Raw genomic sequence first — 25,522 nt, 5'->3', positions numbered from 1 at the left:
TAAAGCCTGGCTGCATCCATGGCAGCCACCGCATTACCCGGCAGGGAAGTGTTTTAGAAGCGCGCTTTAGGCGTCGCTGAAGGGATCGGCTCGGTGCCGTTCAGCGGTCGGAACGCCGCTTTGTCCGCATCGTAGGCCCGAATTTCGCTGGTCTCGATGTTGTAGATCCAACCATGGATGAACAAATGACCATTGGCCATGCGCGAAGCCACGGAAGGGTGGGTGCGCAAATGTTGCAGTTGGGCGATGACGTTTTCTTCGGTCAGCACCGCCATGCTCTCGCCTTCGTTGGCGCAGTCGCAGTTGTCATGGACCATGGTCTTGGCGACCTCGGCGTGACGCAGCCAGGCCTTGACCGTCGGCATCTTTTCCAGGCTGTCGGGGTTGAGCACGGCACGCATGGCGCCGCAGTCCGAATGCCCGCATACGATGATGTGCTGTACGCCAAGGGCGAGCACGGCGTATTCGATAGCCGTGGAAACACCGCCGTTCATCTGGCCGTAAGGCGGCACCACGTTACCGACGTTACGGGTCACGAACAGGTCGCCTGGGGAGCTCTGGGTGATCAGCTCGGGCACGATGCGCGAGTCGGCGCAGGTGATGAACATTGCCCGTGGGCTCTGGGCGGTGGCGAGTTTCTTGAAGAGTTCTTCCTGTTGGGGGAAGACGTCGTGATGGAAATGCAAAAAGCCGTCAACGATATGCTGCAGCGCTGCATCGGCGGATTCCGCCACCTCAGGGGCTGAAGCCGACGCAGCCAACGGCTGTTTATCCTTGTCACTCATGATTCATCCTCTTGATCAATGCAGGGGAGGGTTCAGGTCAGTTCGACGCCATGGCGGGGAAATAGTTGTAAAACAAGCACCGGCCAGGCCGCCGACTCATCAGTCACTCGCTGAACAAGGTAACCGTCGAAACTTAACTCAAACTGAATGAACCGCTCTAGAACGCGGGTTTCAGTGATGTCAAAACGCGACTATTCCTACAGCAAAGGTGCACGTCTCTCCATCAGTCTACAACAAAGCCATCTGCCTGCCCGGTGGGCAAAACGCTGTGCAATCGAGGTTGAACCCTTCCCGCCGATTCAGCCCCAGGCGCTTGATCGCCTTGCTGAAACGCTGCGCCAGCAAATCGGCAAACGGTCCTTCACCGCGCATACGCACGCCAAACCGGCTGTCATACACCTCACCCCCGCGTACCTGGCGCACCAGGCTCATCACATGGGCCGCTCGCTGGGGGTAATGGGCCGCCAGCCACTCCTGGAACAACGGCGCCACCTCCAACGGCAGGCGCAGCATCATATACGCCGCGCTTTGTGCGCCGGCCGCGTGAGCTTCGGTGAGCAGGCTCTCCAGCTCGCTGTCGTTGATCATCGGGATCATTGGCGAGCAAAGCACGCCCACCGGGATACCCGCGTCGCGCATTACCCTAATCGCCCGCAGCCGTGCCTTGGGGGCCGCCGTGCGCGGTTCCAGGATGCGCTTGAGCTCGTCGTCCAGGCTGGTGAGGCTGATCATCACCGCCACCAGGCGCTGGCGAGCCAACTCGGTCAGCAGGTCGAGGTCACGCAGGATCAGCGAGCCCTTGGTGATGATAGTCACCGGGTGCCGGTAGCGCAGCAGTACTTCAAGGGTTTGCCGGGTAATCCGGTATTCGCGCTCGATAGGCTGGTACGGATCGGTATTGGAGCCCAGGTTGATCGGCGCGCACACGTAGCCCGGCTTCGACAGCTGCTGTTCCAGCACATCGGCCGCATTGCTCTTGGCAATCAACTTGGTTTCAAAGTCCAGCCCGGGCGACATGTCCCAATAGGCATGGCTGGGCCGCGCATAGCAGTAGATGCAACCATGTTCACAACCGCGATACGGATTGATGGACCGATCAAACGGCAAGTCCGGCGAGTTGTTGCGGGTGATGATGGTCTTGGCCGTTTCGATACGCACTTCGGTGCCTTGGGTCGGCGGCACTTCCTGGTACCAACCGTCGTCCTCGGCCACGCTGACGGTGGGTGCAAACCGATTATGCAGGTTGGTGGCCGTGCCTCGGCCACGGGGCGGCAGCGGAGTAGACATGAAAACGCCTCGATACTGTTTTTATATACAGTACCGAGGCGCGAGGTTTCTGACCAGTGCCGTTTGGCGGCCAGCGAACCTATCAGTGCTTTTGCGTCACCTGCCCCAGGTCATCGCCCGAGGTGGTGTGCAGATCATCTGTGCGCAGATCCGCCACATCGCTCGCCTTGACCGGCGCGCCCTGGTTGCCCCAGCTGCCGCGGATAAAACTGACCACATCCGCCACTTCCTGGTCCGACAGACGCCAGGCGAACGCCGGCATGGTGAAGGTTGACGGCGCTGCATGAGTGGCCGGCAAGGTGCCGCCGTTCAACACAATGTTGATCAACGACGTGGCATCTGCCGTCTGCAACACCGGGTTGCCCGCCAGCGCCGGGAACACGCGCGTATAGCCATGGCCGTCGGTACGGTGGCAGGCCGCGCAGTTGTCGATATACACCGACGCCCCCGGCTTGCTGTCATCCCCCTTCCAAAGCGCTTGCGCGACCTGCTTGTCGTACTGGTGCGGCTGGTCCTTGGGGTCGACCGCCGGCAGGCTTTTGAGGTAACGGGCGATAGCGGTCAGGTCCTCTTGGGACATGTACTGCATGCTGTGTACGACCACATCACTCATGCCGCCGAACACCGCACTGCGGTCGCTGCGACCGGTCTTGAGGAACTGCACCAGTTGCTCCTCGCTCCAACTGCCGAGGCCGTCCTTGTGGTCGCCGCGCAGGCTTTTGGCAATCCAGCCTTCCAACGGCGCACTGCCAGAGAGGAAGGCGTTGCCGTCCGTGGCACTCAGGGCTTTTTCCTGCATAGTCAGGGCACGCGGCGTATGGCAGGCGCCGCAATGTCCGAGACCTTCCACCAGGTAGGCACCGCGATCGATCACCGGGTCGGCAGCGGCTTGCGGCTGATGCGCCTCGACCGCCGGGGCAAACATCCAGCGCCAGGCCGCCAGCGGCCAACGCATGCTCAAGGGCCAGGGAATATCGCTGGCCTTGTTTTCCTGGGCAACCGGTTCGACGCCCTTCATGAAATACGCATACAACGCTTGCATATCGCTGTCGCTGACGCGTGCGTAGGACGGATAGGGCATCGCCGGGTAAAGCGTACTACCGTTCTTGGCGACGCCATGGCGCACGGCCTTGTCGAAATCCTCGAAGCTGTAGTCGCCCAGGCCGGTTTTGTCCGGGGTGATGTTGGTGGAATAGATCACGCCAATGGGCGTTTCCATCGGCAAGCCGCCAGCGAAGGGCTTGCCACCCTTGGCGGTATGGCAGGCGACACAGTCCCCGGCACGCGCCAGGTATTCGCCCTGCTTGATCAAGTCGGCTTCGGCGGCGCTGATCGAGCAGCTGCTGAACAGCGCCAAAGAGGCGATAACGAGTGCTTTCATGGTCATCGCTCCTTATGCCTGAACCAGTGGGCCGGGGTTTTTGAGGTACTGCTCGCGAATCGCGCGAGCCGACCAGTAGGTCAACGCTGCCACCAGGCCGGTCGGGTTGTAGCCCAAGCCTTGTGGGAAAGCGGAAGCACCCGGGACAAAGACGTTGTGCACATCCCAGCTCTGCAAGTAGCGGTTCAACGCACTGGTTTTCGGGTCGGTGCCCATGATCGCGCCGCCGTTGAGGTGGGTGGTCTGGTAGGAGGCGGTATTGAAGTGCTCACCGACCTTTTTACCCAGCACGGCGATGGCCTTCGGGTTCATGGCCTGGGCCACTTTGCCCATTTTTTCCATCATGAAACGGTTCATCTTGATGTCGTTTTCTTGCCAGTCGAAGGTCATGCGCAGCAGCGGCAGGCCGTAGGCATCGCGGTAAACAGGGTCCAGATCCAGGTAGTTACTCCGGTAGGACTGATGGGCACCGTGGGAATCCATTGAGACCTGATGGGTGTAGTAATCGGCGGTGGCGCGCTTCCAGGCGCTGCCCCAGGCCGGCGTGCCCGGCGGGTTGGACGTACCCGCAATCGGCCGGCTGCCCGCCTGGTTGACCCACATCGGCGAACCACCCACGAAGCCGTGGGAGCCATGGTCAAAGTTGTCGGCGTTGAAGTCGTCGATGGCCACGCCATTGCCGCCCGCGCCGATAAAGTTGTTGGTGTGGGTGTCCTTGTCGAAGAACGCCTTGATGGTGCCCATGTTCTGGTAGGCGAAGTTGCGACCTACCACACCCTCGTTGGTAATCGGGTCGTAGGGTTTGCCGATGCCGGACAGCAGCATCAGGCGCACGTTATGGAATTGGAATGCGCCAAGAATCACCAGGTCGGCCGGTTGTTCACACTCGCGGCCCTGGGCGTCGATGTAAGTCACGCCGGTGGCTTTCTTCTTGGTGCTGTCGAGGTTGACCTTGAGCACGTGGGAATTGGGACGCAGCTCGAAGTTAGGCACCTGGCGCAAGGCCGGCAGGATGTTCACGTTCGGCGAAGCCTTGGAGTACATGTAGCACACGTAGCCACTGCAAAAACCGCAGAAGTTGCACGGGCCCATCTGCGCACCGTAGGGGTTGGTGTACGGCCCCGACGTGTTGGCCGAAGGCAGGTTGTAAGGTTTGTAACCTACGTCGGTCGCCGCTTTCTGAAACAGCTGGGCGGAGACAGTATTTTTCTGCGCCTCCAGCGGGAACGGGTTGGAGCGATCCGGCGCGTAGGGGTTGCCGCCACGGCCTTCGCCGACCAGTTGGCCCTTGACCGTCCAGGCTTGCCCGGAGGTGCCAAAGACTTTTTCCGCATAGTCGAAAAACGGCTCCAGCTCTTCATAGCTGACGCCGAAGTCCTGGATGGTCATGTCCTTGGGAATAAAGTTCTTCCCGTAGCGCTCTTCGTAATGGCTGCGCATGCGCAGTTCGATGGGATCAACGCGAAAATGCACGCCCGACCAGTGCAGCCCCGCACCACCAACGCCATTACCCGGCAAGAACGCGCCCAACTGACGATTGGGCAGGGCAACATCATTCACGCTGTGGCGAATGGTCACCGTTTCTTTGGAGATGTCCTGGAACAGCTTCTTACGCACGCTGTAGGTCAATTCGTCGATGACCTGGGGATAGTTGCCGTCTGGGTAAGTGTCCTGCATCGGGCCGCGCTCCAGCGCTACCACGTTGAGGCCCGCTTCTGTCAGCTCTTTGGCCATGATCGCGCCAGTCCAGCCGAAGCCCACAATCACTGCATCCACTTTCTTCATGATGGTCGCCACGTTTACGCCCTCTCGCCGCGAATGGAAACAGCCGGGAAGGGGTATTGCTCGTTGCGTTCCACCCAATCCATGAAATCGGCGCGGGCGCCGGGGAAGCCGATCATGGTCCAGCCGACCATGCCTTTATTACCGCCGTGGATAGGGTCGCAGAAGAAGCCTTCCTTGGTGTTTTGCAGCAAAAGGTTAAAGAACATCTTGGGCGGCACGGCGTCGAAATGCGCCGCCACTTCGCTGCCGCCAGCCTCCAGGCGTCGCAGCATATCGTCTCGGGTAGCGCTGTCTTGCGCAGCAAAAGTTTTACCGTTGAACGCTTTCGACCACGCATCCGTGGCAGCAATGCCGAGGCGATAGATCTCCTTGGGTACCAATTTGCTTTGCCAGCCCATCTCCGGCGCCGCATCGGCGTTGAACGGGCCTTGCATGAACCACAGGGCGCCACTGGCGTAAGGGGTGTTCATCTGGCGGTCGATGTATTCCGGCGCGCCAGCCTCCAAGGCACCGGGGCCTTGGGCGTCAGCGGGAATCAAGCGCTCGACGGCGGCGTTGATAAACGCCCATTCCTCGGCCGTGAAATAGCTTGGCTCATAGGCTTTATCGCTGACCGCGGGCTTGGCCGGCTCGGCCTGGGCAGGCTCTGGCGTGGCCATCAGCATTGAACCGCCAAGGCCGGTGCTGGCAACCGTGACCACCGGGATCAAGGTCAAGGATTTGCGTAAAAAGTCACGCCGGGGGTTGTCTTGATCTTGATCAGACATGGGTACACCTCATCATGTGGTCACGGGTTTGGCAGCCGCTTCTGGAGAGTGGCTTGTCTTTTTGAGCTGGCGCATTGGATCCAACCGATACAAAGGATAGCTTGCAGCGGCAATCAACAGTTACAAATGATAGCAGGCTAATCATTCCCAGAAACAATTGTGCTGGGATATGAGGCAAAACGCGGCCAAAAAAGTGGGAGCGGACTTGCTCGCGAAGGCGGTGGGTCAGGCAATCATTCCATGACTGACATACCGCCTTCGCGAGCAAGCCCGCTCCCACATTTTTAGATTGCTTGCGAGCGCTAGACTTTCTTGAGCTTGGGATTCGGGAAGAACTGCACCGCTTGCACCTTAGGATCGGCCGGCGCTTTCAACGCGGAGGTATTGACCCTAGTGCCCAATTCCCTGGGCACCGACAGGCCTTGATCATTCAGCGTATCGGTATACCCGCAGGCCACGCATTCGCGGTGCGGCACGCTGTCTTCGGTCCACATCTTCAACTTGTCCGGCTCGCTGCACGCCGGACAGACAGCCCCGGCGATAAATTGCTTTTTGGTAATCACAGGCCCTTCACTCATGCTGCTGCGTCCTCACTCAGGCCGCTGTGGCGCAAGAGTGCGTCAATCGACGGCGCGCGTCCGCGGAAGTCGACGAACAGCACCATCGGCGCCTGGGAGCCGCCACGGGCCAGGATGGCTTCACGGAAGGCACGCCCGGTCTGGGGGTTGAGCACGCCGTCTTCCTCAAACTTGGAGAACGCGTCCGCTGAGAGCACTTCCGCCCATTTGTAACTGTAGTAACCCGCCGCATAACCGCCGGCGAAGATGTGAGCGAAGCTGTTGGGGAAGCGGTTGTAGGCCGGTGGGCGCATCACCGAGACTTCATCGCGCACGCCTTCAAGTACCTGGGCCACGCTGCGACCATCGCCATGGGTGGCGTGCAGTTCAAAGTCGAACAGCGAGAACTCCAGCTGACGCACCATCATCAAGCCGGACTGGAAGTTTTTCGCCGCGAGCATTTTTTCCAGCAGGTCCTGGGGCAGGGGCTCGCCGGTTTCGTAGTGGCCGGAGATCAGCGCCAGGCCTTCAGGCTCCCAGCACCAGTTCTCCATGAATTGGCTCGGCAGTTCCACCGCGTCCCACGCCACACCGTTGATACCGGATACGCCGGCGTGTTCCACGCGGGTGAGCAGGTGATGCAGGCCGTGGCCGAATTCGTGGAACAGGGTGGTGACTTCATCGTGGGTCAGCAGGGCAGGCTTGCCACTGTCGGCCGGGGTGAAGTTGCACACCAGGTTGGCGACGGGGCTTTGCAGCACGCCATCAAGGGTACGGCGGCGGTCACGGGCACCGTCCATCCAGGCACCGCCACGCTTGTTGGCGCGGGCATACAGGTCGAAAAAGAAACGCCCGACGTGCTCGCCGTTTTCCTTGATTTCGAACAAGCGAACATCCGGGTGCCAGGTATCAAAGCCTTTAAGCTCAGCGATCTCGATGCCGTACAGGCGCTGCACAATGGCAAACAGGCCGCCCAATACTTTGTCGATCGGGAAGTAGGCGCGCAGCGCTTCCTGGGACACGCTGTAGCGCTGCTCACGCAGTTTTTCGCCGTAGAAACCGCTGTCCCAGCTTTGCAGATCGGCGCAGCCTTGCTCGGCGGCGTAGGCCTTGAGTTGCTGCAGGTCCTGGGCGGCAAACGGCTTGCTGCGCTTGGCCAGGTCGCGCAGGAAGCTCAGCACCTGGTCGCTGGATTCGGCCATCTTGGTGGCCAGGCTCAGCTCGGAGAACGACGCATAACCCAACAATTGGGCCAGGTCCTGACGCAGGTCGAGGATCTGCTCCATCACCGGGCCGTTATCGTTCTGGCCGGCATTCGGGCCTTGGTCCGACGCACGGGTGCAGTAGGCGGCGTACACCTCTTCACGCAGGGCACGGTCCTGGGCGTAGGTCATGACGGCGTAGTAGCTGGGGAACTCCAACGTGATCAGCCAGCCGTCGAGGCCCTTGGCCTGGGCGGCGGCAGCCATTTGCGCCTTGGCCGAATCGGTCAGGCCGGCAAGGGTGGCTTCATCAGTAACGTGCTTGGTCCAGGCCTGGGTGGCGTCCAGCAACTGGTTGGAGAATTTGCTGCCCAACTCGGACAGCTTGCTCTGCACCTCGGCGTAGCGTTTTTGCTGCTCCGGCGGCAAGTCGATACCCGACAGGCGGAAATCACGCAGAGAGTGTTCCAGAATGGTTTTTTGCGCCACATCGAAACCGGCAGCTTCCGGGCTGTTGGCCAGGGCTTCGAAGGCCTGGAACAGCTCACGGTTCTGGCCCATTTCGGTGGAGTAGGCGCTCAATGCCGGCAGGCACGCCTCGTAGGCTTCGCGCAGTTCGGCGCTGTTGCACACGGCATTGAGGTGGCTGACCGGGCTCCAGGCCGCGCCAAGGCGATCATTGAGTTCATCCATGGCGAGGACCAGGCCGGCCCACGTCGGGTTTTTACCCTGGCTTTGCAGGATCTCTGCGATTGCCACGCGGTTGTCGGCGAGGATCTGTTCGATGGCCGGCTGCACGTGCTCGGCACGGATCGCCGAGAACGGCGGCAGGTCGTAGGACTGCAAAAGAGGGTTGTTCGCGCTCACGGTGGGTACCTTGGCTGAAGAAACATGTAGAACAAAGATGGGGCCATCTTAATTACAATCAACACCCACCGCAGCTATCAGCAGAAGAGAGAGAGGCTATCGTGACCCTTCGCACCTATCAGAACCACACGCCAACCCTCGGCGCCGGGGCGTTTGTCGATATTTCGGCGGTGGTGATCGGCGATGTCGAAATCGGCACTGACAGCTCGGTTTGGCCGCTGACCGTGATTCGCGGCGATATGCACCGCATCCGCATCGGTGCGCGCACCAGCGTGCAAGACGGCTGCGTGCTGCACATCACCCATGCCGGGCCGTTCAATCCGCAGGGTTACCCGTTGCTGATCGGCGACGACGTGACCATCGCCCACAAAGTCATGCTGCATGGCTGCACCGTAGGTAGCCGCGTCCTGATCGGCATGGGCAGTATCGTGATGGACGGTGCCGTGGTCGAAGACGACGTGATCATCGGCGCCGGCAGCCTGGTGCCGCCAGGCAAGAAACTCGACAGTGGTTTTTTGTATGTGGGCAGCCCGGTCAAACAGGTTCGCGCATTGACCGACAAAGAGCGCGCCTTTTTCACCTACAGCGCCGCGAACTACGTGAAGCTCAAAGACCTGCACCTGGCTGAAGGATTCGATCAATGACCCTGCATCACCCCACCGTCCTGTTCGACCTGGATGGCACCCTCACCGACCCACACGAGGGCATTACCCGTTCGATCCAGTACGCCCTGGCCAAACTGGGCATTGATGAGCCCGACCTGACCAAACTCGAACACTTCATCGGCCCGCCCTTGTTGCAGGCGTTCATGCAGTTTTACGCCTTCGACGAGGCCAAGGCATGGGAGGCGGTGAATTTCTACCGTGAGCGCTTCAAGGTTACCGGCCTGTATGAAAACCGCGTGTTCGACGGCGTCATGCCGTTATTGGAAGAGCTGAACAGCCAAGGGCGCCAGCTGTACGTCGCCACCTCCAAACCGTGGGAATTTGCCCGCGAGATTGCGCGGCATTTCGACTTTGCCAAGTACTTCAAGGTGATCTATGGCAGCGAACTGGACGGTACGCGCACCAACAAAGTCGAATTGATTGCCCATTTGGTCCGTGAAGAAGGGCTGGACCCAGCCACCACCTTGATGATCGGTGATCGCAAGCATGACCTCATCGGAGCACGCAGCAATGGGCTGGATTCGGCCGCCGTGGGGTATGGGTTTGGTAGTTTTGAAGAGCTGAATGCCGAGGCACCGACCTGGCATTTCGAGACGTTGGCGCAGATGCATCAGGCGTTTTTGCAGCAACCTTGAGACCGCTATCGCAGGCAAGCCAGCTCCCACAATTGACCGATTTTCAACATGAGAATGCGGTCAATTGTGGGAGCTGGCTTGCCTGCGAAGAGGCCCTAGCGGCCAACCGTTTCCAACTGCCGCAACGCCGCCTTGCGCTGCTCCACCGGCAACCCACCCAACCGCTCCACCGCCGCATAAAACCTCACCCAATCCCCACCTTCCCGCGCAAACAACGCCGCAAACGCCGGCACCCATTGGTCATACAACCCAAACGGCAACAGTCGGGCATTGTTCATGGGCTGGTTGATCCAGGCGTCATAACGCTTGTCACCACCCCATTGGCTATCACGCAGTTGCCGGTATTCGCTGCGCAACTGCTCGAATTGTGCCGCTTTGGCCCGGCGCATCGCATCCGCTGCCAATGGCTGCGCGTACAACGCCTCCAGACGTTTACGGGTATCGAGAATCAGCCGGATAAATTGGTCACGCTGCTTCAACGCCGCATTGCCGACAGGCGCCAGGCCCCGTGCCGCACGCCATTGGCGCGTGCCTTCCTGCTCGACAAAACTGGCATAGGACTCATTGAACTCGGTGTCATCCTTCACGTAAAAGCGCTGGTGCGCCAACTCATGGAAGATCAGCGTGGCGAGGCGCTCATCGCCCCAGCTCATCATCGAACTCATGATCGGGTCGTTGAACCAGCCCAGGGTGGAATAGGCCTCCACGCCACCGATCGACACATCCATGCCCTGCTGCCGCAACAGCGCCGCCTCGCCCCGCGCCGCGCCTTGGTTGTAGTAGCCGCGATACGCGACGCAACCGGCGATGGGAAAACAATGGTTTTCCGCAGACAGCGAAAACTCCTGCGTGGCGAAGACATTCCAGACCACATAGGGTCGGCCGATATCGGCATAGAGCCGGTAACTTTGATTGTCAGGCAGATGCAGGTGTTCACTGGCAAAGGTTCGGGCTTTCTGCGATTGAGCCAGATGCTCGCGCAGCACTGGCGGGCGAGCAGGGTCGGCGATGACCTCGGCAACCGGCTCCCGGGCCTGCAACAGGTGCCACTGGCCGCTCGCCAACTGGCCGTAATAACTGACACTGGAGCAGCCGCTGAGCAGCACAACCATCAGCCCTGGAAGAAAACGCCTGATCATGCACTGACTGCTCCTGGGTGATGGGTTCGCCAGACTATCGCGCTTGCAGGGGATTTTTCCACGGCGTGGCGTGTTTATACTCAAGCCTCTCCTCGCGTTGAGTACCTGCCATGCGCCAGTTTTTGCTTTCCGTCGCCGCTTTGTTCCTCAGCGCTTGCGCCTCGACCCCCATCCCACCCGTGGACCCGCAACAGGCCTGGGTGGATTTCACCACGCCGACGCCGGGCTCAAAATTGGTCATGGCTCAGCGCCTGGACGGAAAAAACCTCGACGACGGGCGCTTTTTTCAAATGCATCCCGGCCCTCACGAGCTGATGGTGCGCTTTGACTTTGAAGTGCCCGCCGGCGGCGGTTTGGGTGGCCTTAGCCAGATGATGTATCGGACCTGCTTCATGACCCTGCAGTACGACCACTTCCAGGCCGGCCAACGCTATGTGCTCGAAGGTCGCTCGCTGGCGTTCACGCCCAATATCCGGCTATATGACGCAGCGCGCCAGTTGCTGGCCGAAGAACGCAGCGTGAACTGCATCTGAGTCAGTCGTTGTTTTTTTGATAGATGATGCGCTTGGTACCGTTTTCGCAGGAACCGACAATCATGGCACTGTCATGGTTCTTGGCTTCTTCGGCAGTGATGATTTCCAGGGTGTAGGACGGAATCGCCTTGGCCTGGATCTTCACTTCAATTTCCTTCCTGAGCTCTTCACAATCTTTTGGCGCGGCCACAGCCGAAGTGGCCAAAACACCGCAGATGATTGCCAAGGCAAAACGTTTCATGTGTGTAGCTCCCTGAATGCGCTGCGCACGAGTGTGCGCCTAGGCTGCATGGGCTATTCGACCACATTTTGCAAACACGAGTTCTGATTTAACGCAGAACTAAAATGTGGGAGCGGGCTTGCTCGCGAATACGAAGTGTCAGCCGCCGAAGATATCGGCTGATCCACCGCATTCGCGAGCAAGCCCGCTCCCACAATAAGATTACTGCTGTGTCAGTTGAGCAGCGTGGCATCCAAGGTAATGGTCGCATTCAGCACCTTGGACACCGGGCACCCTTCCTTGGCCTTTTTGCTCAGCTCATCGAACTGCGCCTGGCTTGCGCCTGGGATTTTGGCCTTCAGGATCAGATGCACTGCTGTAATCGCAAAGCCGCCCTCGACCTGGTCCAGGCTCACTTCGGCCTGGGTGTCGATGCTGTCAGCCTTGAGCCCGGCGTCGCCGAGAATCATGGAAAACGCCATGGAGAAACAGCCGGCATGAGCCGCGCCGATCAATTCTTCAGGGTTGGTACCCTTGCCGCCCTCGAAGCGGGCCTTGAAGCCGTAGGGCGCTTCGCGCAGCACGCCGGTTTCCGTGGAAATGGAGCCCAGGCCAGTCTTCAGGTCGCCTTCCCAATGCGCGGATGCCTTTTTAACGATACTCATAGCTTTCTCCTCGTACGGTGGTTTTGCGTCAGTAAGGTTCTGAGGATAGACGTCAAACCAAAGTTCATTCGTAAGAGAAACCTAGCAATCCAGTAGGAAATTTCAGAGCCACCTATTGAATCTCGGGTATATGCCCTCATTGCATAGAGCATGCACATGAAGCGGCAGGTTTTGGTTCGTCTAGAAAGCCTGCGCCCCCATTGGAGAAGCAGGCTTATGAAATCGTTGTCCGACGTAAAGTTCTCGACCCTCGACCTGGTGCCCGTACGCGCCAACGGCAGCCCGGCGCAGTCGCTGCGCAATTCCCTGGACCTGGCCCAGCATGTGGAGAAGTTCGGCTACCACCGTTTCTGGGTAGCTGAGCACCACAATATGGACGGCATCGCCAGTTCGGCCACTTCGGTGCTGCTCGGTTACCTGGCGGGCGGCACCTCGACCATTCGCGTGGGTTCCGGCGGGGTGATGTTGCCAAACCACGCGCCACTGGTGATCGCCGAGCAGTTCGGCACCCTGGAAAGCCTCTACCCCGGTCGTATTGACCTGGGCCTGGGGCGCGCGCCCGGTTCCGACCAGATGACCGCCCGCGCCCTGCGCCGTGAGCGCTCCGGCAGTGCCGATGACTTCCCCGAAGATGTGGCCGAGCTGATGGCCTACCTGGGCCCGCGTACGCCCGACCAACGGGTTATCGCGGTACCGGGCACCGGCACCAATGTGCCGGTGTGGCTGCTGGGTTCAAGCCTGTTCAGCGCGCAATTGGCTGGTGAGCGTGGCTTGCCTTACGCCTTCGCCTCCCATTTCGCGCCGCGCCTGATGCACGAAGCAATTCGCGTGTACCGCAATCACTTCAAGCCTTCGGCGGTGCTGGATAAGCCCTACGTGATGCTCGGCATTCCGCTGGTCGCAGCCGACACCGATGAGCAGGCCGATTACCTGGCCACCTCGGTGTACCAACGTATTCTCGCGCTGATGCGCGGCCAGAGCCTGGTGCAGCGCCCACCGGTAAAAACCATGGACGGCCTGTGGCTGCCCCATGAAAAAGACGCGGTCGGTAGCTTCCTGGGTTTGGCCATGGTGGGCAGCCCGGCGAAGATTCGCGGCAAGCTGGAGGTGTTGATCGAGCAGACCGGTGCCGATGAGCTGATTTTTACCAGTGACCTGTATGAGCACGCCGACCGGATTCATTCCTATGAGCTGCTTGCACACGTGATGAAGGGCTGAAATCCAAGCGAAAAAAACCGACGCACTTGCGTCGGTTTTTATGTCCACAACACGAGATTAACCGCGCTTGTAGGCAATTTCCTTGGTGCCACCTTCGCAGGTGCCAACTACTGTGTGGTCACTTGGCGTAGCACCTTTATCCACCACTTCCAGCGAATACCCCGAAGCACCCTTGGCGTCGATTTTCGCTGCGATTTCGCTTTTCAGCTCTTCACAAGGCTTGCCCGCCGCCATAGCGGTACCCGCAATGCTCAACAACCCTACCGCCAACAGAAACTTCTTCATCCGTTACTTTCCTTGCGCTGATCAAAAAGAGCGTGCCGACGCTCATCGCGTCGGCATCCGTTGTTTGTAGCGCAGGTTATGGCAATCGGCCAGCGGGCAAAGTTCAACTCTGCCGATCAACTACTGGCAATGCGGAATCCCACTTTGAGCGTGACCTGGAAGTGCGCAGCCTTGCCATCCTTGATGTGACCACGGGTTTCGGTCACCTCAAACCACTCCAGATGCTTGATGCTTTTGTTGGCTTCAGCCAGGGCATTGTTGATCGCGTCTTCGATGCTGGTGGTGGAAGAGCCTACCAGTTCGACTTTCTTGTACGTGTGATGATCACTCATGGCGTTTCTCCTTTAGATCGTCAATCAAGACTAGCAGCGAATGTGCGTACTGCTTCAGGCGACCGCTGGGAGGCGAAAGTTCAGAATTACTGCACTTTCTGAAACCGGCGCAGTCGGTATCTACACACGTCACTCAATCACTTCAGGAGATGTCCACATGGCCAACACTTCTTTACGCAAAGCGTCGCTGGAAAGCATGGAAGCCGAGATTTCGAGCCTGCTCAAATCTCTGGAGAGCCTCAAGGACGACGCGTCCGATGAGTCGCGCAAAACGCTGAAGGCCTTGAAAAGCAATGCCGAGAACGCCCTCAAGCACTCTCGCCACCTGATCAGCGACGCCTACGAAGAAAGCAAAGTCAAAATCCGCGAAACCAGCGCTGCCACCCGTGACTACGCACAAGAGCACCCATGGACGACCGCCGGCGTCGCCGTTGGCGCGCTGGGCCTGTTGGCGGCTTATCTGTTGTGCAAACGCGGTGACTGATTGACCGGTTACACCGGTTGACGCAACAGCTCAGCCTTGAGCCATTGCGCCAACTGCCCTGCGCGCCCGTCTGCGGCGCGCTTGGGTAGCCACAACGCCAGGTGCGCCCGGGTTTCACTGAACCCCCATGGCGCCACCAGGCGACCCGCTCGCAGGTCCTCTGCCACCAGCGGTTCTGGCGCAATTGCCACTCCCAACCCGGCAACCGCCGCTTCCAGCAAATAATACAAATGCTCAAACCCCTGGCCGAGTTTCAGCGCGCCGGGCTCTAGGCCGTGTTGCCGTGCCCAACTGGGCCAGGCTTGCGGACGTGAGGTGGTGTGAAGCAAGGGTTGCTCCAGCAGATCCGACGCTGGGGCCTCACGCAGTTGTTCAAAACCGGCAAAGCGTGGGCTCAAGACCGGGCCGATGCGCTCGCTGCCCAGCTCATACACCTGCATATCCGCCGGCCACGGCGGCTCAGCGAACACCAGCAGGGCATCCAGCCCAGGGCGGCGCGGGTCCAGATCGCCTTCGCCCGCCGACAGGTGCAGGCGCAAATCCGGCAGATCGGCATTCAACCGCCCCAAGCGTGGGATAAACCAACGCGCCAGCAAACTGCCCGAACACCCCAGCACGAAGGGCGCGTCGGCGCCGCGTTGGGTCAGTTCGGCGCACACGTCGCGCAAACGCTCAAAAGCCTCGCTGCTGGCATCTCGTAGCCTGACCCCGGCATCTGTGAGTTTAAGGCCGCGCCCGTCCTTGACGAACAGGCTCACGCCCAAGTGCTCCTCCAGCACTTTCAACTGGCGGCTGACCGCGCCATGAGTCACGTGCAATAGCTCCGCAGCCTGGCTGACGCTGTTAAGGCGAGCGGTGGCTTCAAAAGCGCGCAGGGCATTGAGGGGAGGGAGGTCGCGGCTCATCTGTGAGTTTTCCTGACAGGTTACGGCGATCTTATCGGTTTTCAGGCCAAGGCGTCACGAGTAGAGTGACCGTCATTGCCTTTAAACACATTTTTCCTGGAGCGTCCCATGACTCAGTCCCAGACCGATCTACGCAACGGCCCTGACGCCAACGGCCTGTTTGGTGCGTTCGGCGGCCGCTACGTCGCTGAAACCCTGATGCCGTTGATCCTCGACCTGGCCCGTGAATACGAAGCGGCGAAGGTAGATCCGGCGTTTAACGAAGAATTGGCCTACTTCCAGCGCGATTATGTCGGACGCCCAAGCCCGCTGTACTTTGCCGAACGCCTGACCGAGTTCTGCGGCGGCGCCAAGATCTACCTCAAGCGCGAAGAGCTCAACCACACCGGCGCGCACAAGATCAACAATTGCATCGGCCAGATCCTGCTGGCGCGACGCATGGGCAAAAAACGCATCATCGCCGAGACCGGCGCCGGCATGCACGGCGTGGCCACCGCCACCGTGGCAGCGCGCTTTGGCCTGCAATGCGTGATCTACATGGGCACCACCGACATCGAGCGCCAGCAGGCCAACGTATTTCGCATGAAGCTGCTGGGCGCCGAAGTCATCCCCGTGGTCGCGGGCACCGGCACCCTCAAAGACGCCATGAACGAAGCCCTGCGTGACTGGGTAACCAACGTCGACAGCACCTTCTACCTGATCGGCACCGTGGCCGGCCCACACCCGTACCCGGCGATGGTGCGCGACTTCCAGGCCGTGATTGGCAAGGAAACCCGCACCCAGCTGCAAGCCCAGGAAGGCCGCCTGCCGGACAGCCTGGTGGCGTGCATCGGCGGCGGTTCCAACGCCATGGGCCTGTTCCACCCATTTCTGGATGACACCAGCGTCGAGATCATCGGCGTTGAAGCCGCAGGCCATGGCATTGAAACCGGCAAGCACGCTGCCAGCCTCAACGGCGGCGTACCGGGCGTGCTGCACGGCAACCGCACCTTCTTGCTGCAGGACGACGACGGCCAGATCATCGACGCCCACTCGATTTCCGCAGGCCTGGACTACCCCGGCATCGGCCCGGAACACGCCTGGTTGCATGACATCGGCCGCGTCCAATACACCTCGGTGACTGACGATGAAGCCCTGGATGCCTTCCACAAATGCTGCCGCCTGGAAGGGATTATTCCGGCACTGGAAAGCGCCCACGCCTTGGCTGAAGTGTTCAAGCGCGCGCCGACCCTGCCCAAGGATCACCTGATGGTGGTCAATCTCTCGGGCCGTGGCGACAAAGATATGCAGACCGTGATGCATCACATGGAACAGTCTCAGCAGGAGAAACACTAAATGAGCCGCCTGCAAACCCGCTTTGCGCAACTCAAAGAACAAAACCGCGCCGCCCTGGTGACCTTCGTCACCGCTGGCGACCCCGGCTATGACACCTCGCTGGCGATCCTCAAGGGCTTGCCGGCCGCCGGCGCCGACGTGATCGAGCTGGGCATGCCTTTCACCGACCCGATGGCCGACGGCCCGGCCATTCAATTGGCCAATATTCGCGCGCTGGCCGCCAAGCAGAACCTGTTGAAAACCCTGCAGATGGTTCGCGAGTTCCGCCAGGACAACAACGACACGCCGCTGGTGTTGATGGGCTATTTCAACCCGATCCACAAATACGGCGTGTCGCAGTTCATTGCCGATGCCAAGGCAGCTGGCGTCGATGGCCTGATCGTGGTGGATATGCCGCCTGAGCACAACGGTGAGCTATGCGACCCGGCCCAGGCCGCAGGTATCGACTTTATCCGCCTGACCACGCCGACCACCGATGACGTGCGCCTGCCGACAGTGCTCAACGGCAGCTCCGGGTTTGTGTATTACGTGTCGGTAGCGGGCGTAACCGGTGCCGGCGCTGCCACGCTGGAACACGTCGAAGAAGCGGTCACGCGCCTTCGTCGCCACACCGATCTACCGATCAGTATCGGTTTCGGTATCCGTACACCGGAACAAGCAGCGGCCATTGCACGCCTGGCCGATGGCGTGGTGGTAGGTTCGGCACTGATCGACCACATCGCCAATGCCAGCAGCGACCAGCAAGCGATCGATGGCGTGCTGAGTCATTGTGCGGCGCTGTCGGCAGGTGTGCGTAACGCTCGTAAGTAAACCCACCCGTTTTGATACGTGCGCTACGCTTGGGGGTGACCTTACGTCACCCCCAACGCACTTCCATGCCTATTGCCGTCTAACGTCCCCGCAAGCCTGCGCACTACTTGCTTGCCGGTCGTTAAGTTAGCTGCATCAGAAGTCATCTCTGGCTCTCAGGAGTACATCATGACCTTTGATCTCGTTACCTCTTCCGACCCCCGTCACTCAACATTGCAAAAGGGCTTCAACCTGCGCTGGCCACTGGGTAATGTGCAGGGCCAATCTTCGCCAGATGGCGCCAACCTGATCTACCTCTGCCGAAGCTCGCAAGACATCGTTGACGCCGCCGCGCAAGCATTGGGCCTTGCCAATGGGCGCATCACCGTACGCAGTGGTGGCCATTGCTACGAAGGTTTCGTCGCCAACAAGATGCCCGGTAACTCACAGGAGGTGCTGTCGATTCTGGATATCAGCGCGCTTAACCGAGTGGTCTACGACGCCAACGGGCAAATCGGCTCCGAGCTGGACCCCAGCGCAACTGAACGCTATCGCTTTCGCCTGGAAGCCGGCGGCCAGAACTGGGATGCCTATGTCGCGTTATACAAGCTGGCCAACAAAACCCTGCCCGGTGGCTCATGTTATTCAGTGGGGTTGGGCGGGCATATCTGTGGCGGTGGATATGGCTTGCTGTCGCGAAAATATGGGTTGGTGTGTGACTGGCTGAGCGGTGTGGATATCCTGGTGCCCGATAGCCAAGGCAAAGGCCTCGAACCGCGTCATGTATCCAGGCTCAGCACCGACCAGGACGAACTGGACCTGTTCGCCGCGTGCTGCGGTGCGGGTGGCGGCCAGTTCGGCATCATCACCAGCTATTACTTTGAGAACTTGCCACCAGCCCCCAAAGAAGTGCTGTGGCTGGTGCTGGAATGGGACTGGTCAGTACTGACCCAGCCAGCACTCGAGAACCTATTGGTGGCCTACCAATCATGGTTTGCCAGCAATCAAGACAACCGCGACACCTGGGGGCTGGCGACCAAGCTGGAGATGCGCCATCGGCACACAGGCAATGTGACCCTGGGTATTCACTATGTGGACAAAAACGGAGAGCTGAACGACCGCGCGCCCTTCGACGACTTTGTCGACAAGATGCTCACAGCCATTGGGTTGCCTGCTACCGAGTCCCTGGTACCGTTTTACGTCATCCATCAGCCGCAAAGTAGCAGCACCGGGCGTGCCATCCATTCATTGGCCAGCGCTCGGGCAGTCACCCAACGCCTGGATTGGCTGGTCTGCCAACAAACATTGAATGGCTCGGGAGACAACCAGCGCGGGCGCTATAAATCGGCCTACCAGAAAGGCGAGTTCAGCTCTCAAGTACTACAGGCCATCTGGACCACACTGACCTGGCCAGACCCTGACAATCACCTGACACAAAGCCTGATCCAGATTCAGTCCTTCGGTGGCCAGATCAATGCCCCCAGTGCGCCAGTGCGCAGGGAGTCATCAGCCGCCCAGCGTTCGTCCGTGCTCAAGTGGCAACCACAATGTTACTGGCGCGGCGACAGCGCCGCCTCGGATCAAGCTCATGCCGACTGGATCCGAGGGCTGTACTTCAACGCGTTTGCCGGTGATCAAGGCGTACCGATCAACGATGCGTTCGAAGGCTGCTACATCAATTATCCCGACCTCGACATGACCTACGTGGGCGGCAACCCGGCCAACGGCAAAAACCTCGAGTGGTACAAGATCTTCTTCCCCGACCCGATGATAGAAAACCGCTTGCGGCGTACCAAGCAACGCTGGGACCCGAGCAATATTTTTCACAACGAAATGTCGGTGCCGTAAATCAAAAAAGGGGCGACCCTGGGGTCGCCCCGTTTACAACTCGATCCGCTCGACTTTGCCTACCAACAATATGTAGGAAAGCGCGCCGAGCAACGCCAGTACCGCGATGTAGGTAATCGCTGGCGCAAACGACGAACCACTGGCCAGAAAGCCAATCACGATAGGTGTGGCGATCGCCGACAGGTTACCGATGAAATTGAACACGCCGCCGGTCAGCCCCAGCAGACGGGCAGGCGCCAAGGTCGACACCAACGACCAGGTGATCGACGCCAAGCCATTGCCGAAAAACGCCACCGCCAGAAACGCGATAACCCAGCCCGTCGAGTTCACATAGTTGGCCCCGATGATCGCCGTGGAAATCAGCAGCCCGCTGATGATCGGCAACTTGCGCGCAAAGCCCACCGACGCCCCACGGCGAATCAGCCAATCGGAAAACACCCCCGAACACAGCACGCCCACAAACGCGGCCAGGAACGGCAAGGATGCGAGCAAGCCAGACTGGATAAAGTCCATGCCGCGATATTTCACCAGGTACGTCGGGAACCAAGTCAGGAAGAACCACAGCGTGGAGTTCAGGCAAAACTGGCCCAGGTAGATGCCCCACAGCTTGCGTTTGCTCAGCACGATGCCGAGGTCGGTCCAGCTGAAGGGTGCCTTGACGGTTTTCGCCTGCATGTCCACCAGCCCGCCTCCGTCGCGGATCAGTTGGATTTCGGCTTCGTTGGCGCCTTTGAAATCCTTGGGCTCGCGATACACCGCGTACCAGATCACGGCCCACAGGATGCCGACGCCACCAGTCACCACAAACACCATGTGCCAGCCGTACTGGTGCTGCAGCCACGCCAGTACCGGGGTGAGGAAGGCCAGGCCGACGAATTGCCCGGAGGTATAGACACCGATAGCCGTGGCGCGCTCGCGCTCGGGAAACCAGGTGGTGACTACACGGCTGTTGATGGGGTAGGCCGGTGCCTCCAACGCGCCCACGGCCATGCGCAGCACGAACAGCGCGATAAAGCTGGCGGCGAAACCGAGCATCACCGTGGCAATCGACCACAGCAGCAGGGCGGCCGTGTAGAGAATGCGCGGCGGCACCCGGTCTACCAGCCAGCCACCGGGGATTTGCATGGCGGCGTAGGTCCAGCCGAAGGCAGAGAAAATCAGCCCGACTTGCACCGGATCGATCCCCAGCTCGCTGGTCAGCGCGGGCGCGGCAATCGACAGGTTGCTACGGTCGAGGTAGTTGATGACCACGGTGATGAACAACAGCACCATGATGAAAAAGCGCTTTCTGCTAGGCGTGACTAAGGGAGCCTGCCCGGTAAGGGATTCAGGGTGCATGGGGTGCCTCTTTTTATGTTTGTTGAGGTCTGAAAATGAGCTGGCTGAAGAAACCGGATCAAAAATGTGGGAGCGGGCTTGCTCGCGAATGCGGTGGTTCAGCCCCAGATGTGTTGAATGACACACAGCATTCGCGAGCAAGCCCGCTCCCACATGTTTTACCGCGCTCCGTCAGTCAGGCATCACCACTCGGCAAAACTGCCATCGGCATGGCGCCAGATCGGGTTGCGCCAGCGATGGCCGATGGCCGCGCGCTCAACCACATACTCCTCGTTGATCTCAATGCCCAGGCCCGGGCCGTTGGGGATCTTCACAAAGCCTTGGTCATAGTCGAATACGCCTGGATCACGCACATAGTCGAGCAGATCGTTGCTTTCGTTGTAGTGAATACCCAGGCTCTGCTCCTGGATAAACGCGTTGTAGCAAACCGCATCCAGTTGCAGGCATGCCGCCAAGGCAATCGGGCCCAGCGGGCAGTGCAGGGCCAAGGCCACGTCGTAGGCTTCGGCCATGTTGGCGATCTTGCGGGTTTCGGTGATACCTCCCGCGTGGGAGGCGTCCGGCTGGATGATGTCGACGTAGCCTTCGCTGAGCACCCGCTTGAAATCCCAGCGCGAGAACAGGCGCTCGCCCAGGGCGATCGGCGTACTGGTCAACGGTGCCAATTCCTTCAGCGCTTCGTAGTTTTCGCTGAGCACCGGCTCTTCAATGAACATCAGTTTGTACGGGTCGAGCTCTTTCATCAGCACCTTGGCCATCGGCTTGTGCACCCGGCCATGGAAGTCGACGCCGATACCCACGTTAGGGCCGACCGCATCGCGCACAGCAGCGACGTTGGCCAGTGCCAGGTCGACTTTTTCGAAGCTGTCGACAAACTGCAATTCTTCGGTGCCATTCATTTTCACGGCTGTGAAGCCACGGGCCACCGCCTCTTTGGCGGCACGGGCAGTGTCGGCGGGGCGGTCGCCGCCGATCCATGAGTACACACGGATCTTGTCACGCACCTGGCCGCCCAGCAGATCGCTGACCGACACACCGAGGGCCTTGCCCTTGATGTCCCACAACGCCTGGTCGATGCCGGCGAGGGCGCTCATGTGCACCGCACCGCCTCGGTAGAAGCCGCCGCGATAGAGCACGGTCCAGATATCTTCGATATTGCGAGGGTCTTTGCCGATCAGGTAGTCGGACAGTTCTTCGACGGCGGCGGCCACCGTGTGAGCGCGGCCCTCGACCACAGGCTCACCCCAGCCGGTTACACCCTGGTCGGTTTCGACCTTGAGGAAGCACCAGCGCGGCGGAACGATAAAGGTCGTCAGTTTGGTGATTTTCATCTCTTGTCTCTCTTATAGATGCAGCGCCTGTGGGCGCGGAATATGCTTTCAGCTCAGGGCTTTCCAGGCGGCGACATAAGCCTGGGCACGGCTCGCAACCTGATCCACTGTCATGCCCGGCTTGAACAGCCCGGAACCCAGTCCGAAGCCCTTGGCGCCGGCGTCGGTAAACACCTGCATGTTGTCCGGGGTGATGCCGCCCACCGGCAGCAGTAACGTGCCCGCCGGCAATACCGCCAGCCATGCCTTGATCACTGAAGGGCCCATCTGTTCGGCCGGGAACAGCTTCAACACATCGGCGCCTTCGGCCAGTGCGGCAAAGGCTTCGGTAGGCGTGGCTACCCCAGGCGACAAGTACAGGCCCGCCGCTTTGGCCGCGCGCAGCACCTTGGCATCGCTGTGGGGCATGACGATCACCTGACCTCCGGCCGCCTTGACCTGTTCGACCTGCTCAGGCGTCAACACCGTGCCAGCACCGATCAGGCAATCGGCGGGCAAGCTGTCGCGCAGGGTACGGATACTGGTGTAAGGGTCTGGCGAGTTGAGCGGCACTTCGATCACGCGAAAACCCGCGTCGTACAGCACCTGGCCGACCGCCTGGGCTTCGTCGGGGCGTAGGCCGCGCAGGATGGCGATCAAACCGTTTTGTGCGAGTGCTTGCTTGAGCATGTCAGGCCTCCAGTACAGGTCGAATGAGCCCGGCGGCTTGCGCCAGTTGCCACAGGCCACGCTCGGTGGCTTCTTGCGCCAGGCTGACATGGGCAAATCCGCAAAGGGCGAGGGCGCGTTGATAACGGGCGCAGAGTGGAGCAGCGCCGACCAGGATGATCGGCTGATGTTTGGCGGAATCTGGCAAGCCGGCGAGTTCATGGCCGATGAGCAGGCCGGATAGGTAATCGGGTTGCTGGTCGGGCGCCAGCTCAGCGGTAAGCCCGAGGGTGCGAGCGCTGAACAGGGTCGAGAGCACGCCACGCTGGCCATCGTTGGACAGCGCCACGTGCACGCCTCGATCAAACGCCTCGGCCTGGAACTGCTCGCTCGCCTGTTGGGTACGCCCCAGGATGCTGTGCTTGCTCAACACTGCAAACACTTCGCCAGTCATGAAGGTATCGAAATGGGTAATGCGGCCTTCCACCACCTCGACCCACTTGGAATGGCTGCCGGGCAGACCGATCAACACCTGGGGCCCAAGCCCTTGCAGTACGCCGAGCACTTGGGTTTCTTCGCCACGCATGACATTAGGCAGACCCACTTGCTCGATCACCCCCGGCACGATATGCACCTGCACCCCGCGCAGGCTGCGTACGCCGTGCAACGCCTGGCCGAGGCTGGAAACATCCACCGGTGTGCTGCGATAGGCCGCTTCGCTCCAACCTTGTGCGCTGCCGACCATGCCGCAGGCGATCACCGGCAGCCCGGGCTGGGCGTCGAGCCAATCGCCGCAGGCGCTATCGAACGCCAGTTCAAAGCCGTCGGTGCACAGAACACCGGCTATTTCCCGGGGTACTGTGGGCAAATGCATGATGCCCGTAGCCAGCGAGCGCTGTTCCAGCACAACGCCCGCGGGGCCGAGTTTGTAAGCACGAAGGGAGCTGGTCCCCCAATCGAGCGCGATCAATTGCGCCTGCATCGCTTCACCTGAAATGAGTGGGTGCTGAAAAAAGCAGATGGGCGAATATAAACCTAGGAAGAGAAATATCTCAATATATAAATATCAATCCCATATAATGAGACGAGACCAGAAAAATCCTACAACCTCCTGTTTTACTTACGGTAAGAGGGGAGGTATATCGGGTAAGAACGGTTAAAAAATCGACAGGTCCAGCTCGCGCATCGCCCCCATCCAGATGGCGTAATCGGTGTGGTCCTTGAGGTCATCACCGGTTTCAGGGTGCAGGAACACCACCAGACCATTGCGGTGCAGCGCCAGCCACGGTAACACCACGCCGATATATTCCGGCTCGAACGCCAGTTGGCAACTCCAATCCGGGTGCGGGCCCACGGGCCGCTCATGCACGCGGCCCATGCGCAGCGGGAACAACTTGGCGGCGTCTTCACAGAGCGTGCGCGCCTGCTCGATCGTGCTGGCGTCGAAGTAGATATGGGCGTGGTAGCCCTTGATACGTTGCATGACAGACTCCGGTTCCACTGTGCGCCGATCCTAGACCGCAATCGACGGCAGGGCCAGCCCGGTCAACGGCTGCGCACTGCTGGCCTGTTCCGCCACCAGCCACTCGACAAAGCGGTCCACCAACTGCCCGCGGCGCTTGCGCTGGGGCTGCACCACGTAATAGCCCAAGCGCGAGGTCACCGTGGGGCTGATCGGTCGGCACAGCCAGTTCTGCTCCAGCAGGTTATCCACCAGGTGGCGCCAGCCGATGGCGACGCCCTCGCCGGCAATCGCGGCCTGGATCAGCAAGGTGTAGTTGTCGAAGCGCAATTGCCCAGGGGTCGGCGCAGCCGTGATACCCAGTTCGCGGAACACGCCGTTCCAGTCGAACCACTGGCTGTTGTTTTCCTGGCGCAGGTGCAGCAACGGGCAGTCCTGCAAGGTCTGCACCGTGAGGGGCGCGACCTGTTCCTTGAGCCACTGCGGGCTGCACACCGGGAACACTTCCTCATTGAACAACCACAGGCTCTCGCCCTGCTTGAAGCGGCCATCGCCGAACAGCACCGCCACATCGATATCGCTGCGCAGGGTGGCAGGGTTGCGCTCACTGGTGACCAGGCTGACATCCACCAGCGGGTTGGCCTGGTGGAAGCGATGCAGGCGCGGCATCAGCCAATAGGCGGCGAAGGCGAAGTCGGTGGCGACTTGTAGCACTTCATGCTGGCTTTGTTGAGTGATGGCGCCGAGCCCCTGGTTGATGCTCTGCAGGCCGCCTTGCACATGCTCGAACAGCAGGGCACCGGCGTCAGTCAGTTCGATGCCGCGGTAAATGCGATCAAACAGGCGGATCGCCAGTTGCTCTTCAAGGCGTTTGATCTGCTGGCTGACAGCCGGTTGGGTGGTGCCCAGTTCCATCGCGGCCGCAGTGAAACTGCGATGGCGCGCCGCCGCTTCAAAGGCGCGCAGCAAATCGAGAGAGAGGTCACCCAGCGCTTCATACATAAGCTCAACTTATCCTAGTCATTGCTGCGCATGGGCTTTACCCCGGTATGGATGGAT

At 60.2% G+C, this 25,522-nt stretch carries 27 protein-coding genes; 8 read left to right on the top strand and 19 right to left on the bottom strand.

Features of this window, described 5'->3' with window-relative positions:
* Positions 1-53: 53 nt before the first annotated feature.
* The 7 genes from BUE92_RS22755 to prlC form a co-directional block, all read right to left on the bottom strand.
* On the bottom strand, positions 54-785 hold the full coding sequence (locus BUE92_RS22755; RefSeq protein ID WP_073526388.1) for a carbonic anhydrase: 732 nt from the start codon (positions 783-785) through the stop codon (positions 54-56).
* A gap of 228 nt (positions 786-1,013) precedes the next feature.
* Positions 1,014-2,072, bottom strand: coding sequence for a PA0069 family radical SAM protein (locus BUE92_RS22750; protein WP_073526386.1), 1,059 nt, complete (start codon positions 2,070-2,072; stop codon positions 1,014-1,016).
* Between the two features lie 82 nt (positions 2,073-2,154).
* Positions 2,155-3,453, bottom strand: a complete 1,299-nt coding sequence (locus BUE92_RS22745; RefSeq protein WP_073526385.1) for a cytochrome c — start codon at positions 3,451-3,453, stop codon at positions 2,155-2,157.
* A 12-nt stretch (positions 3,454-3,465) separates the two neighbouring features.
* Complete coding sequence (locus BUE92_RS22740) at positions 3,466-5,250, bottom strand: GMC family oxidoreductase (RefSeq protein WP_073526383.1); 1,785 nt, start codon at positions 5,248-5,250, stop codon at positions 3,466-3,468.
* Positions 5,251-5,252: 2 nt separating this feature from the next.
* Positions 5,253-6,005: a gluconate 2-dehydrogenase subunit 3 family protein gene (locus BUE92_RS22735; RefSeq protein ID WP_073526382.1), complete on the bottom strand. Its 753-nt coding sequence runs from the start codon at positions 6,003-6,005 to the stop codon at positions 5,253-5,255.
* 302 nt (positions 6,006-6,307) lie between these two features.
* Positions 6,308-6,583 carry a YheV family putative zinc ribbon protein gene (locus BUE92_RS22730; RefSeq protein WP_073526380.1) on the bottom strand — a complete coding sequence of 92 codons (276 nt, stop codon included), beginning with the start codon at positions 6,581-6,583 and terminating at the stop codon, positions 6,308-6,310.
* A complete protein-coding gene (gene prlC, locus BUE92_RS22725; RefSeq protein ID WP_073526378.1) occupies positions 6,580-8,631 on the bottom strand; it encodes an oligopeptidase A in 2,052 nt (683 codons plus the stop codon). Before prlC ends, BUE92_RS22730 begins: the two co-directional genes overlap by 4 nt.
* Before the next feature lie 101 nt (positions 8,632-8,732).
* Here prlC and BUE92_RS22720 point away from each other — a divergent pair, with 101 nt between their 5' ends.
* Both BUE92_RS22720 and BUE92_RS22715 read left to right on the top strand, forming a co-directional pair.
* Entirely contained in the window at positions 8,733-9,275 is a 543-nt protein-coding gene (locus tag BUE92_RS22720; protein ID WP_003187318.1) for a gamma carbonic anhydrase family protein, read from the top strand.
* On the top strand, positions 9,272-9,931 hold the full coding sequence (locus BUE92_RS22715) for an HAD family hydrolase (protein ID WP_073526376.1): 660 nt from the start codon (positions 9,272-9,274) through the stop codon (positions 9,929-9,931). Before BUE92_RS22720 ends, BUE92_RS22715 begins: the two co-directional genes overlap by 4 nt.
* Before the next feature lie 95 nt (positions 9,932-10,026).
* On the opposite strand, the gene BUE92_RS22710 is transcribed toward BUE92_RS22715, so the two are convergent.
* Positions 10,027-11,070 (bottom strand): aminopeptidase, encoded by a 1,044-nt coding sequence (locus BUE92_RS22710; RefSeq protein ID WP_073526374.1) that lies wholly within the window; start codon positions 11,068-11,070, stop codon positions 10,027-10,029.
* 110 nt (positions 11,071-11,180) lie between these two features.
* Here BUE92_RS22710 and BUE92_RS22705 point away from each other — a divergent pair, with 110 nt between their 5' ends.
* Positions 11,181-11,603: a PA0061/PA0062 family lipoprotein gene (locus BUE92_RS22705; RefSeq protein ID WP_073526372.1), complete on the top strand. Its 423-nt coding sequence runs from the start codon at positions 11,181-11,183 to the stop codon at positions 11,601-11,603.
* A gap of 1 nt (position 11,604) precedes the next feature.
* Here BUE92_RS22705 and BUE92_RS22700 read toward each other — a convergent pair whose 3' ends face one another.
* Positions 11,605-11,844, bottom strand: a complete 240-nt coding sequence (locus tag BUE92_RS22700) for a DUF1161 domain-containing protein (protein WP_016969660.1) — start codon at positions 11,842-11,844, stop codon at positions 11,605-11,607.
* Positions 11,845-12,056: 212 nt separating this feature from the next.
* Positions 12,057-12,488, bottom strand: coding sequence for an OsmC family protein (locus BUE92_RS22695; RefSeq protein WP_073526370.1), 432 nt, complete (start codon positions 12,486-12,488; stop codon positions 12,057-12,059).
* A 216-nt stretch (positions 12,489-12,704) separates the two neighbouring features.
* Here BUE92_RS22695 and BUE92_RS22690 point away from each other — a divergent pair, with 216 nt between their 5' ends.
* Complete coding sequence (locus tag BUE92_RS22690; RefSeq protein WP_073526369.1) at positions 12,705-13,706, top strand: LLM class flavin-dependent oxidoreductase; 1,002 nt, start codon at positions 12,705-12,707, stop codon at positions 13,704-13,706.
* Between the two features lie 57 nt (positions 13,707-13,763).
* On the opposite strand, the gene BUE92_RS22685 is transcribed toward BUE92_RS22690, so the two are convergent.
* Both BUE92_RS22685 and BUE92_RS22680 read right to left on the bottom strand, forming a co-directional pair.
* Positions 13,764-13,991, bottom strand: a complete 228-nt coding sequence (locus tag BUE92_RS22685; RefSeq protein WP_014716308.1) for a DUF1161 domain-containing protein — start codon at positions 13,989-13,991, stop codon at positions 13,764-13,766.
* A 116-nt stretch (positions 13,992-14,107) separates the two neighbouring features.
* Complete coding sequence (locus BUE92_RS22680) at positions 14,108-14,323, bottom strand: dodecin (protein WP_005783406.1); 216 nt, start codon at positions 14,321-14,323, stop codon at positions 14,108-14,110.
* 157 nt (positions 14,324-14,480) lie between these two features.
* Between BUE92_RS22680 and BUE92_RS22675 the strand changes: the two genes are divergently transcribed.
* Complete coding sequence (locus BUE92_RS22675) at positions 14,481-14,807, top strand: DUF883 family protein (protein WP_003187304.1); 327 nt, start codon at positions 14,481-14,483, stop codon at positions 14,805-14,807.
* Between the two features lie 8 nt (positions 14,808-14,815).
* On the opposite strand, the gene BUE92_RS22670 is transcribed toward BUE92_RS22675, so the two are convergent.
* On the bottom strand, positions 14,816-15,712 hold the full coding sequence (locus BUE92_RS22670) for a LysR family transcriptional regulator (RefSeq protein WP_073526368.1): 897 nt from the start codon (positions 15,710-15,712) through the stop codon (positions 14,816-14,818).
* 108 nt (positions 15,713-15,820) lie between these two features.
* Here BUE92_RS22670 and trpB point away from each other — a divergent pair, with 108 nt between their 5' ends.
* From trpB to BUE92_RS22655, 3 genes are all read left to right on the top strand, one after another.
* Positions 15,821-17,047, top strand: a complete 1,227-nt coding sequence (gene trpB, locus BUE92_RS22665) for a tryptophan synthase subunit beta (protein WP_073526366.1) — start codon at positions 15,821-15,823, stop codon at positions 17,045-17,047.
* On the top strand, positions 17,048-17,857 hold the full coding sequence (gene trpA, locus BUE92_RS22660; protein WP_073526363.1) for a tryptophan synthase subunit alpha: 810 nt from the start codon (positions 17,048-17,050) through the stop codon (positions 17,855-17,857).
* Positions 17,858-18,025: 168 nt separating this feature from the next.
* On the top strand, positions 18,026-19,684 hold the full coding sequence (locus BUE92_RS22655) for an FAD-dependent oxidoreductase (protein ID WP_073526361.1): 1,659 nt from the start codon (positions 18,026-18,028) through the stop codon (positions 19,682-19,684).
* A gap of 33 nt (positions 19,685-19,717) precedes the next feature.
* On the opposite strand, the gene BUE92_RS22650 is transcribed toward BUE92_RS22655, so the two are convergent.
* From BUE92_RS22650 to BUE92_RS22625, 6 genes are all read right to left on the bottom strand, one after another.
* Positions 19,718-21,022 (bottom strand): MFS transporter, encoded by a 1,305-nt coding sequence (locus BUE92_RS22650; RefSeq protein ID WP_073526359.1) that lies wholly within the window; start codon positions 21,020-21,022, stop codon positions 19,718-19,720.
* Positions 21,023-21,204: 182 nt separating this feature from the next.
* A complete protein-coding gene (gene dgoD / locus BUE92_RS22645) occupies positions 21,205-22,353 on the bottom strand; it encodes a galactonate dehydratase (RefSeq protein ID WP_003187297.1) in 1,149 nt (382 codons plus the stop codon).
* Between the two features lie 48 nt (positions 22,354-22,401).
* Positions 22,402-23,022: a 2-dehydro-3-deoxy-6-phosphogalactonate aldolase gene (locus BUE92_RS22640; RefSeq protein ID WP_057975191.1), complete on the bottom strand. Its 621-nt coding sequence runs from the start codon at positions 23,020-23,022 to the stop codon at positions 22,402-22,404.
* A 1-nt stretch (position 23,023) separates the two neighbouring features.
* Positions 23,024-23,983: a 2-dehydro-3-deoxygalactonokinase gene (locus tag BUE92_RS22635; RefSeq protein WP_073526357.1), complete on the bottom strand. Its 960-nt coding sequence runs from the start codon at positions 23,981-23,983 to the stop codon at positions 23,024-23,026.
* 174 nt (positions 23,984-24,157) lie between these two features.
* Positions 24,158-24,484: a DOPA 4,5-dioxygenase family protein gene (locus BUE92_RS22630; RefSeq protein ID WP_014716300.1), complete on the bottom strand. Its 327-nt coding sequence runs from the start codon at positions 24,482-24,484 to the stop codon at positions 24,158-24,160.
* A 30-nt stretch (positions 24,485-24,514) separates the two neighbouring features.
* Positions 24,515-25,465, bottom strand: coding sequence for a choline sulfate utilization transcriptional regulator (locus BUE92_RS22625; protein ID WP_073526356.1), 951 nt, complete (start codon positions 25,463-25,465; stop codon positions 24,515-24,517).
* Between the last annotated feature and the right edge of the window lie 57 nt (positions 25,466-25,522).

It is taken from the genome of Pseudomonas fluorescens (assembly GCF_001902145.1).
In the GTDB taxonomy this organism is placed as follows: domain Bacteria; phylum Pseudomonadota; class Gammaproteobacteria; order Pseudomonadales; family Pseudomonadaceae; genus Aquipseudomonas; species Aquipseudomonas fluorescens_BV.
This window is presented reverse-complemented; position numbering and strand designations above follow the sequence as displayed.

Coding starts and splice junctions, on each gene's coding strand:
- BUE92_RS22755 (WP_073526388.1), bottom strand. CDS start 785: ATGAGTGACAAGGATAAACAGCCGTTGGCTGCGTCGGCTTCAGCCCCT.
- BUE92_RS22750 (WP_073526386.1), bottom strand. CDS start 2,072: ATGTCTACTCCGCTGCCGCCCCGTGGCCGAGGCACGGCCACCAACCTG.
- BUE92_RS22745 (WP_073526385.1), bottom strand. CDS start 3,453: ATGAAAGCACTCGTTATCGCCTCTTTGGCGCTGTTCAGCAGCTGCTCG.
- BUE92_RS22735 (WP_073526382.1), bottom strand. CDS start 6,005: ATGTCTGATCAAGATCAAGACAACCCCCGGCGTGACTTTTTACGCAAA.
- BUE92_RS22730 (WP_073526380.1), bottom strand. CDS start 6,583: ATGAGTGAAGGGCCTGTGATTACCAAAAAGCAATTTATCGCCGGGGCT.
- BUE92_RS22715 (WP_073526376.1), top strand. CDS start 9,272: ATGACCCTGCATCACCCCACCGTCCTGTTCGACCTGGATGGCACCCTC.
- BUE92_RS22710 (WP_073526374.1), bottom strand. CDS start 11,070: ATGATCAGGCGTTTTCTTCCAGGGCTGATGGTTGTGCTGCTCAGCGGC.
- BUE92_RS22705 (WP_073526372.1), top strand. CDS start 11,181: ATGCGCCAGTTTTTGCTTTCCGTCGCCGCTTTGTTCCTCAGCGCTTGC.
- BUE92_RS22700 (WP_016969660.1), bottom strand. CDS start 11,844: ATGAAACGTTTTGCCTTGGCAATCATCTGCGGTGTTTTGGCCACTTCG.
- BUE92_RS22695 (WP_073526370.1), bottom strand. CDS start 12,488: ATGAGTATCGTTAAAAAGGCATCCGCGCATTGGGAAGGCGACCTGAAG.
- BUE92_RS22690 (WP_073526369.1), top strand. CDS start 12,705: ATGAAATCGTTGTCCGACGTAAAGTTCTCGACCCTCGACCTGGTGCCC.
- BUE92_RS22685 (WP_014716308.1), bottom strand. CDS start 13,991: ATGAAGAAGTTTCTGTTGGCGGTAGGGTTGTTGAGCATTGCGGGTACC.
- BUE92_RS22680 (WP_005783406.1), bottom strand. CDS start 14,323: ATGAGTGATCATCACACGTACAAGAAAGTCGAACTGGTAGGCTCTTCC.
- BUE92_RS22675 (WP_003187304.1), top strand. CDS start 14,481: ATGGCCAACACTTCTTTACGCAAAGCGTCGCTGGAAAGCATGGAAGCC.
- BUE92_RS22670 (WP_073526368.1), bottom strand. CDS start 15,712: ATGAGCCGCGACCTCCCTCCCCTCAATGCCCTGCGCGCTTTTGAAGCC.
- trpB (WP_073526366.1), top strand. CDS start 15,821: ATGACTCAGTCCCAGACCGATCTACGCAACGGCCCTGACGCCAACGGC.
- trpA (WP_073526363.1), top strand. CDS start 17,048: ATGAGCCGCCTGCAAACCCGCTTTGCGCAACTCAAAGAACAAAACCGC.
- BUE92_RS22655 (WP_073526361.1), top strand. CDS start 18,026: ATGACCTTTGATCTCGTTACCTCTTCCGACCCCCGTCACTCAACATTG.
- BUE92_RS22650 (WP_073526359.1), bottom strand. CDS start 21,022: ATGCACCCTGAATCCCTTACCGGGCAGGCTCCCTTAGTCACGCCTAGC.
- dgoD (WP_003187297.1), bottom strand. CDS start 22,353: ATGAAAATCACCAAACTGACGACCTTTATCGTTCCGCCGCGCTGGTGC.
- BUE92_RS22640 (WP_057975191.1), bottom strand. CDS start 23,022: ATGCTCAAGCAAGCACTCGCACAAAACGGTTTGATCGCCATCCTGCGC.
- BUE92_RS22635 (WP_073526357.1), bottom strand. CDS start 23,983: ATGCAGGCGCAATTGATCGCGCTCGATTGGGGGACCAGCTCCCTTCGT.
- BUE92_RS22630 (WP_014716300.1), bottom strand. CDS start 24,484: ATGCAACGTATCAAGGGCTACCACGCCCATATCTACTTCGACGCCAGC.
- BUE92_RS22625 (WP_073526356.1), bottom strand. CDS start 25,465: ATGTATGAAGCGCTGGGTGACCTCTCTCTCGATTTGCTGCGCGCCTTT.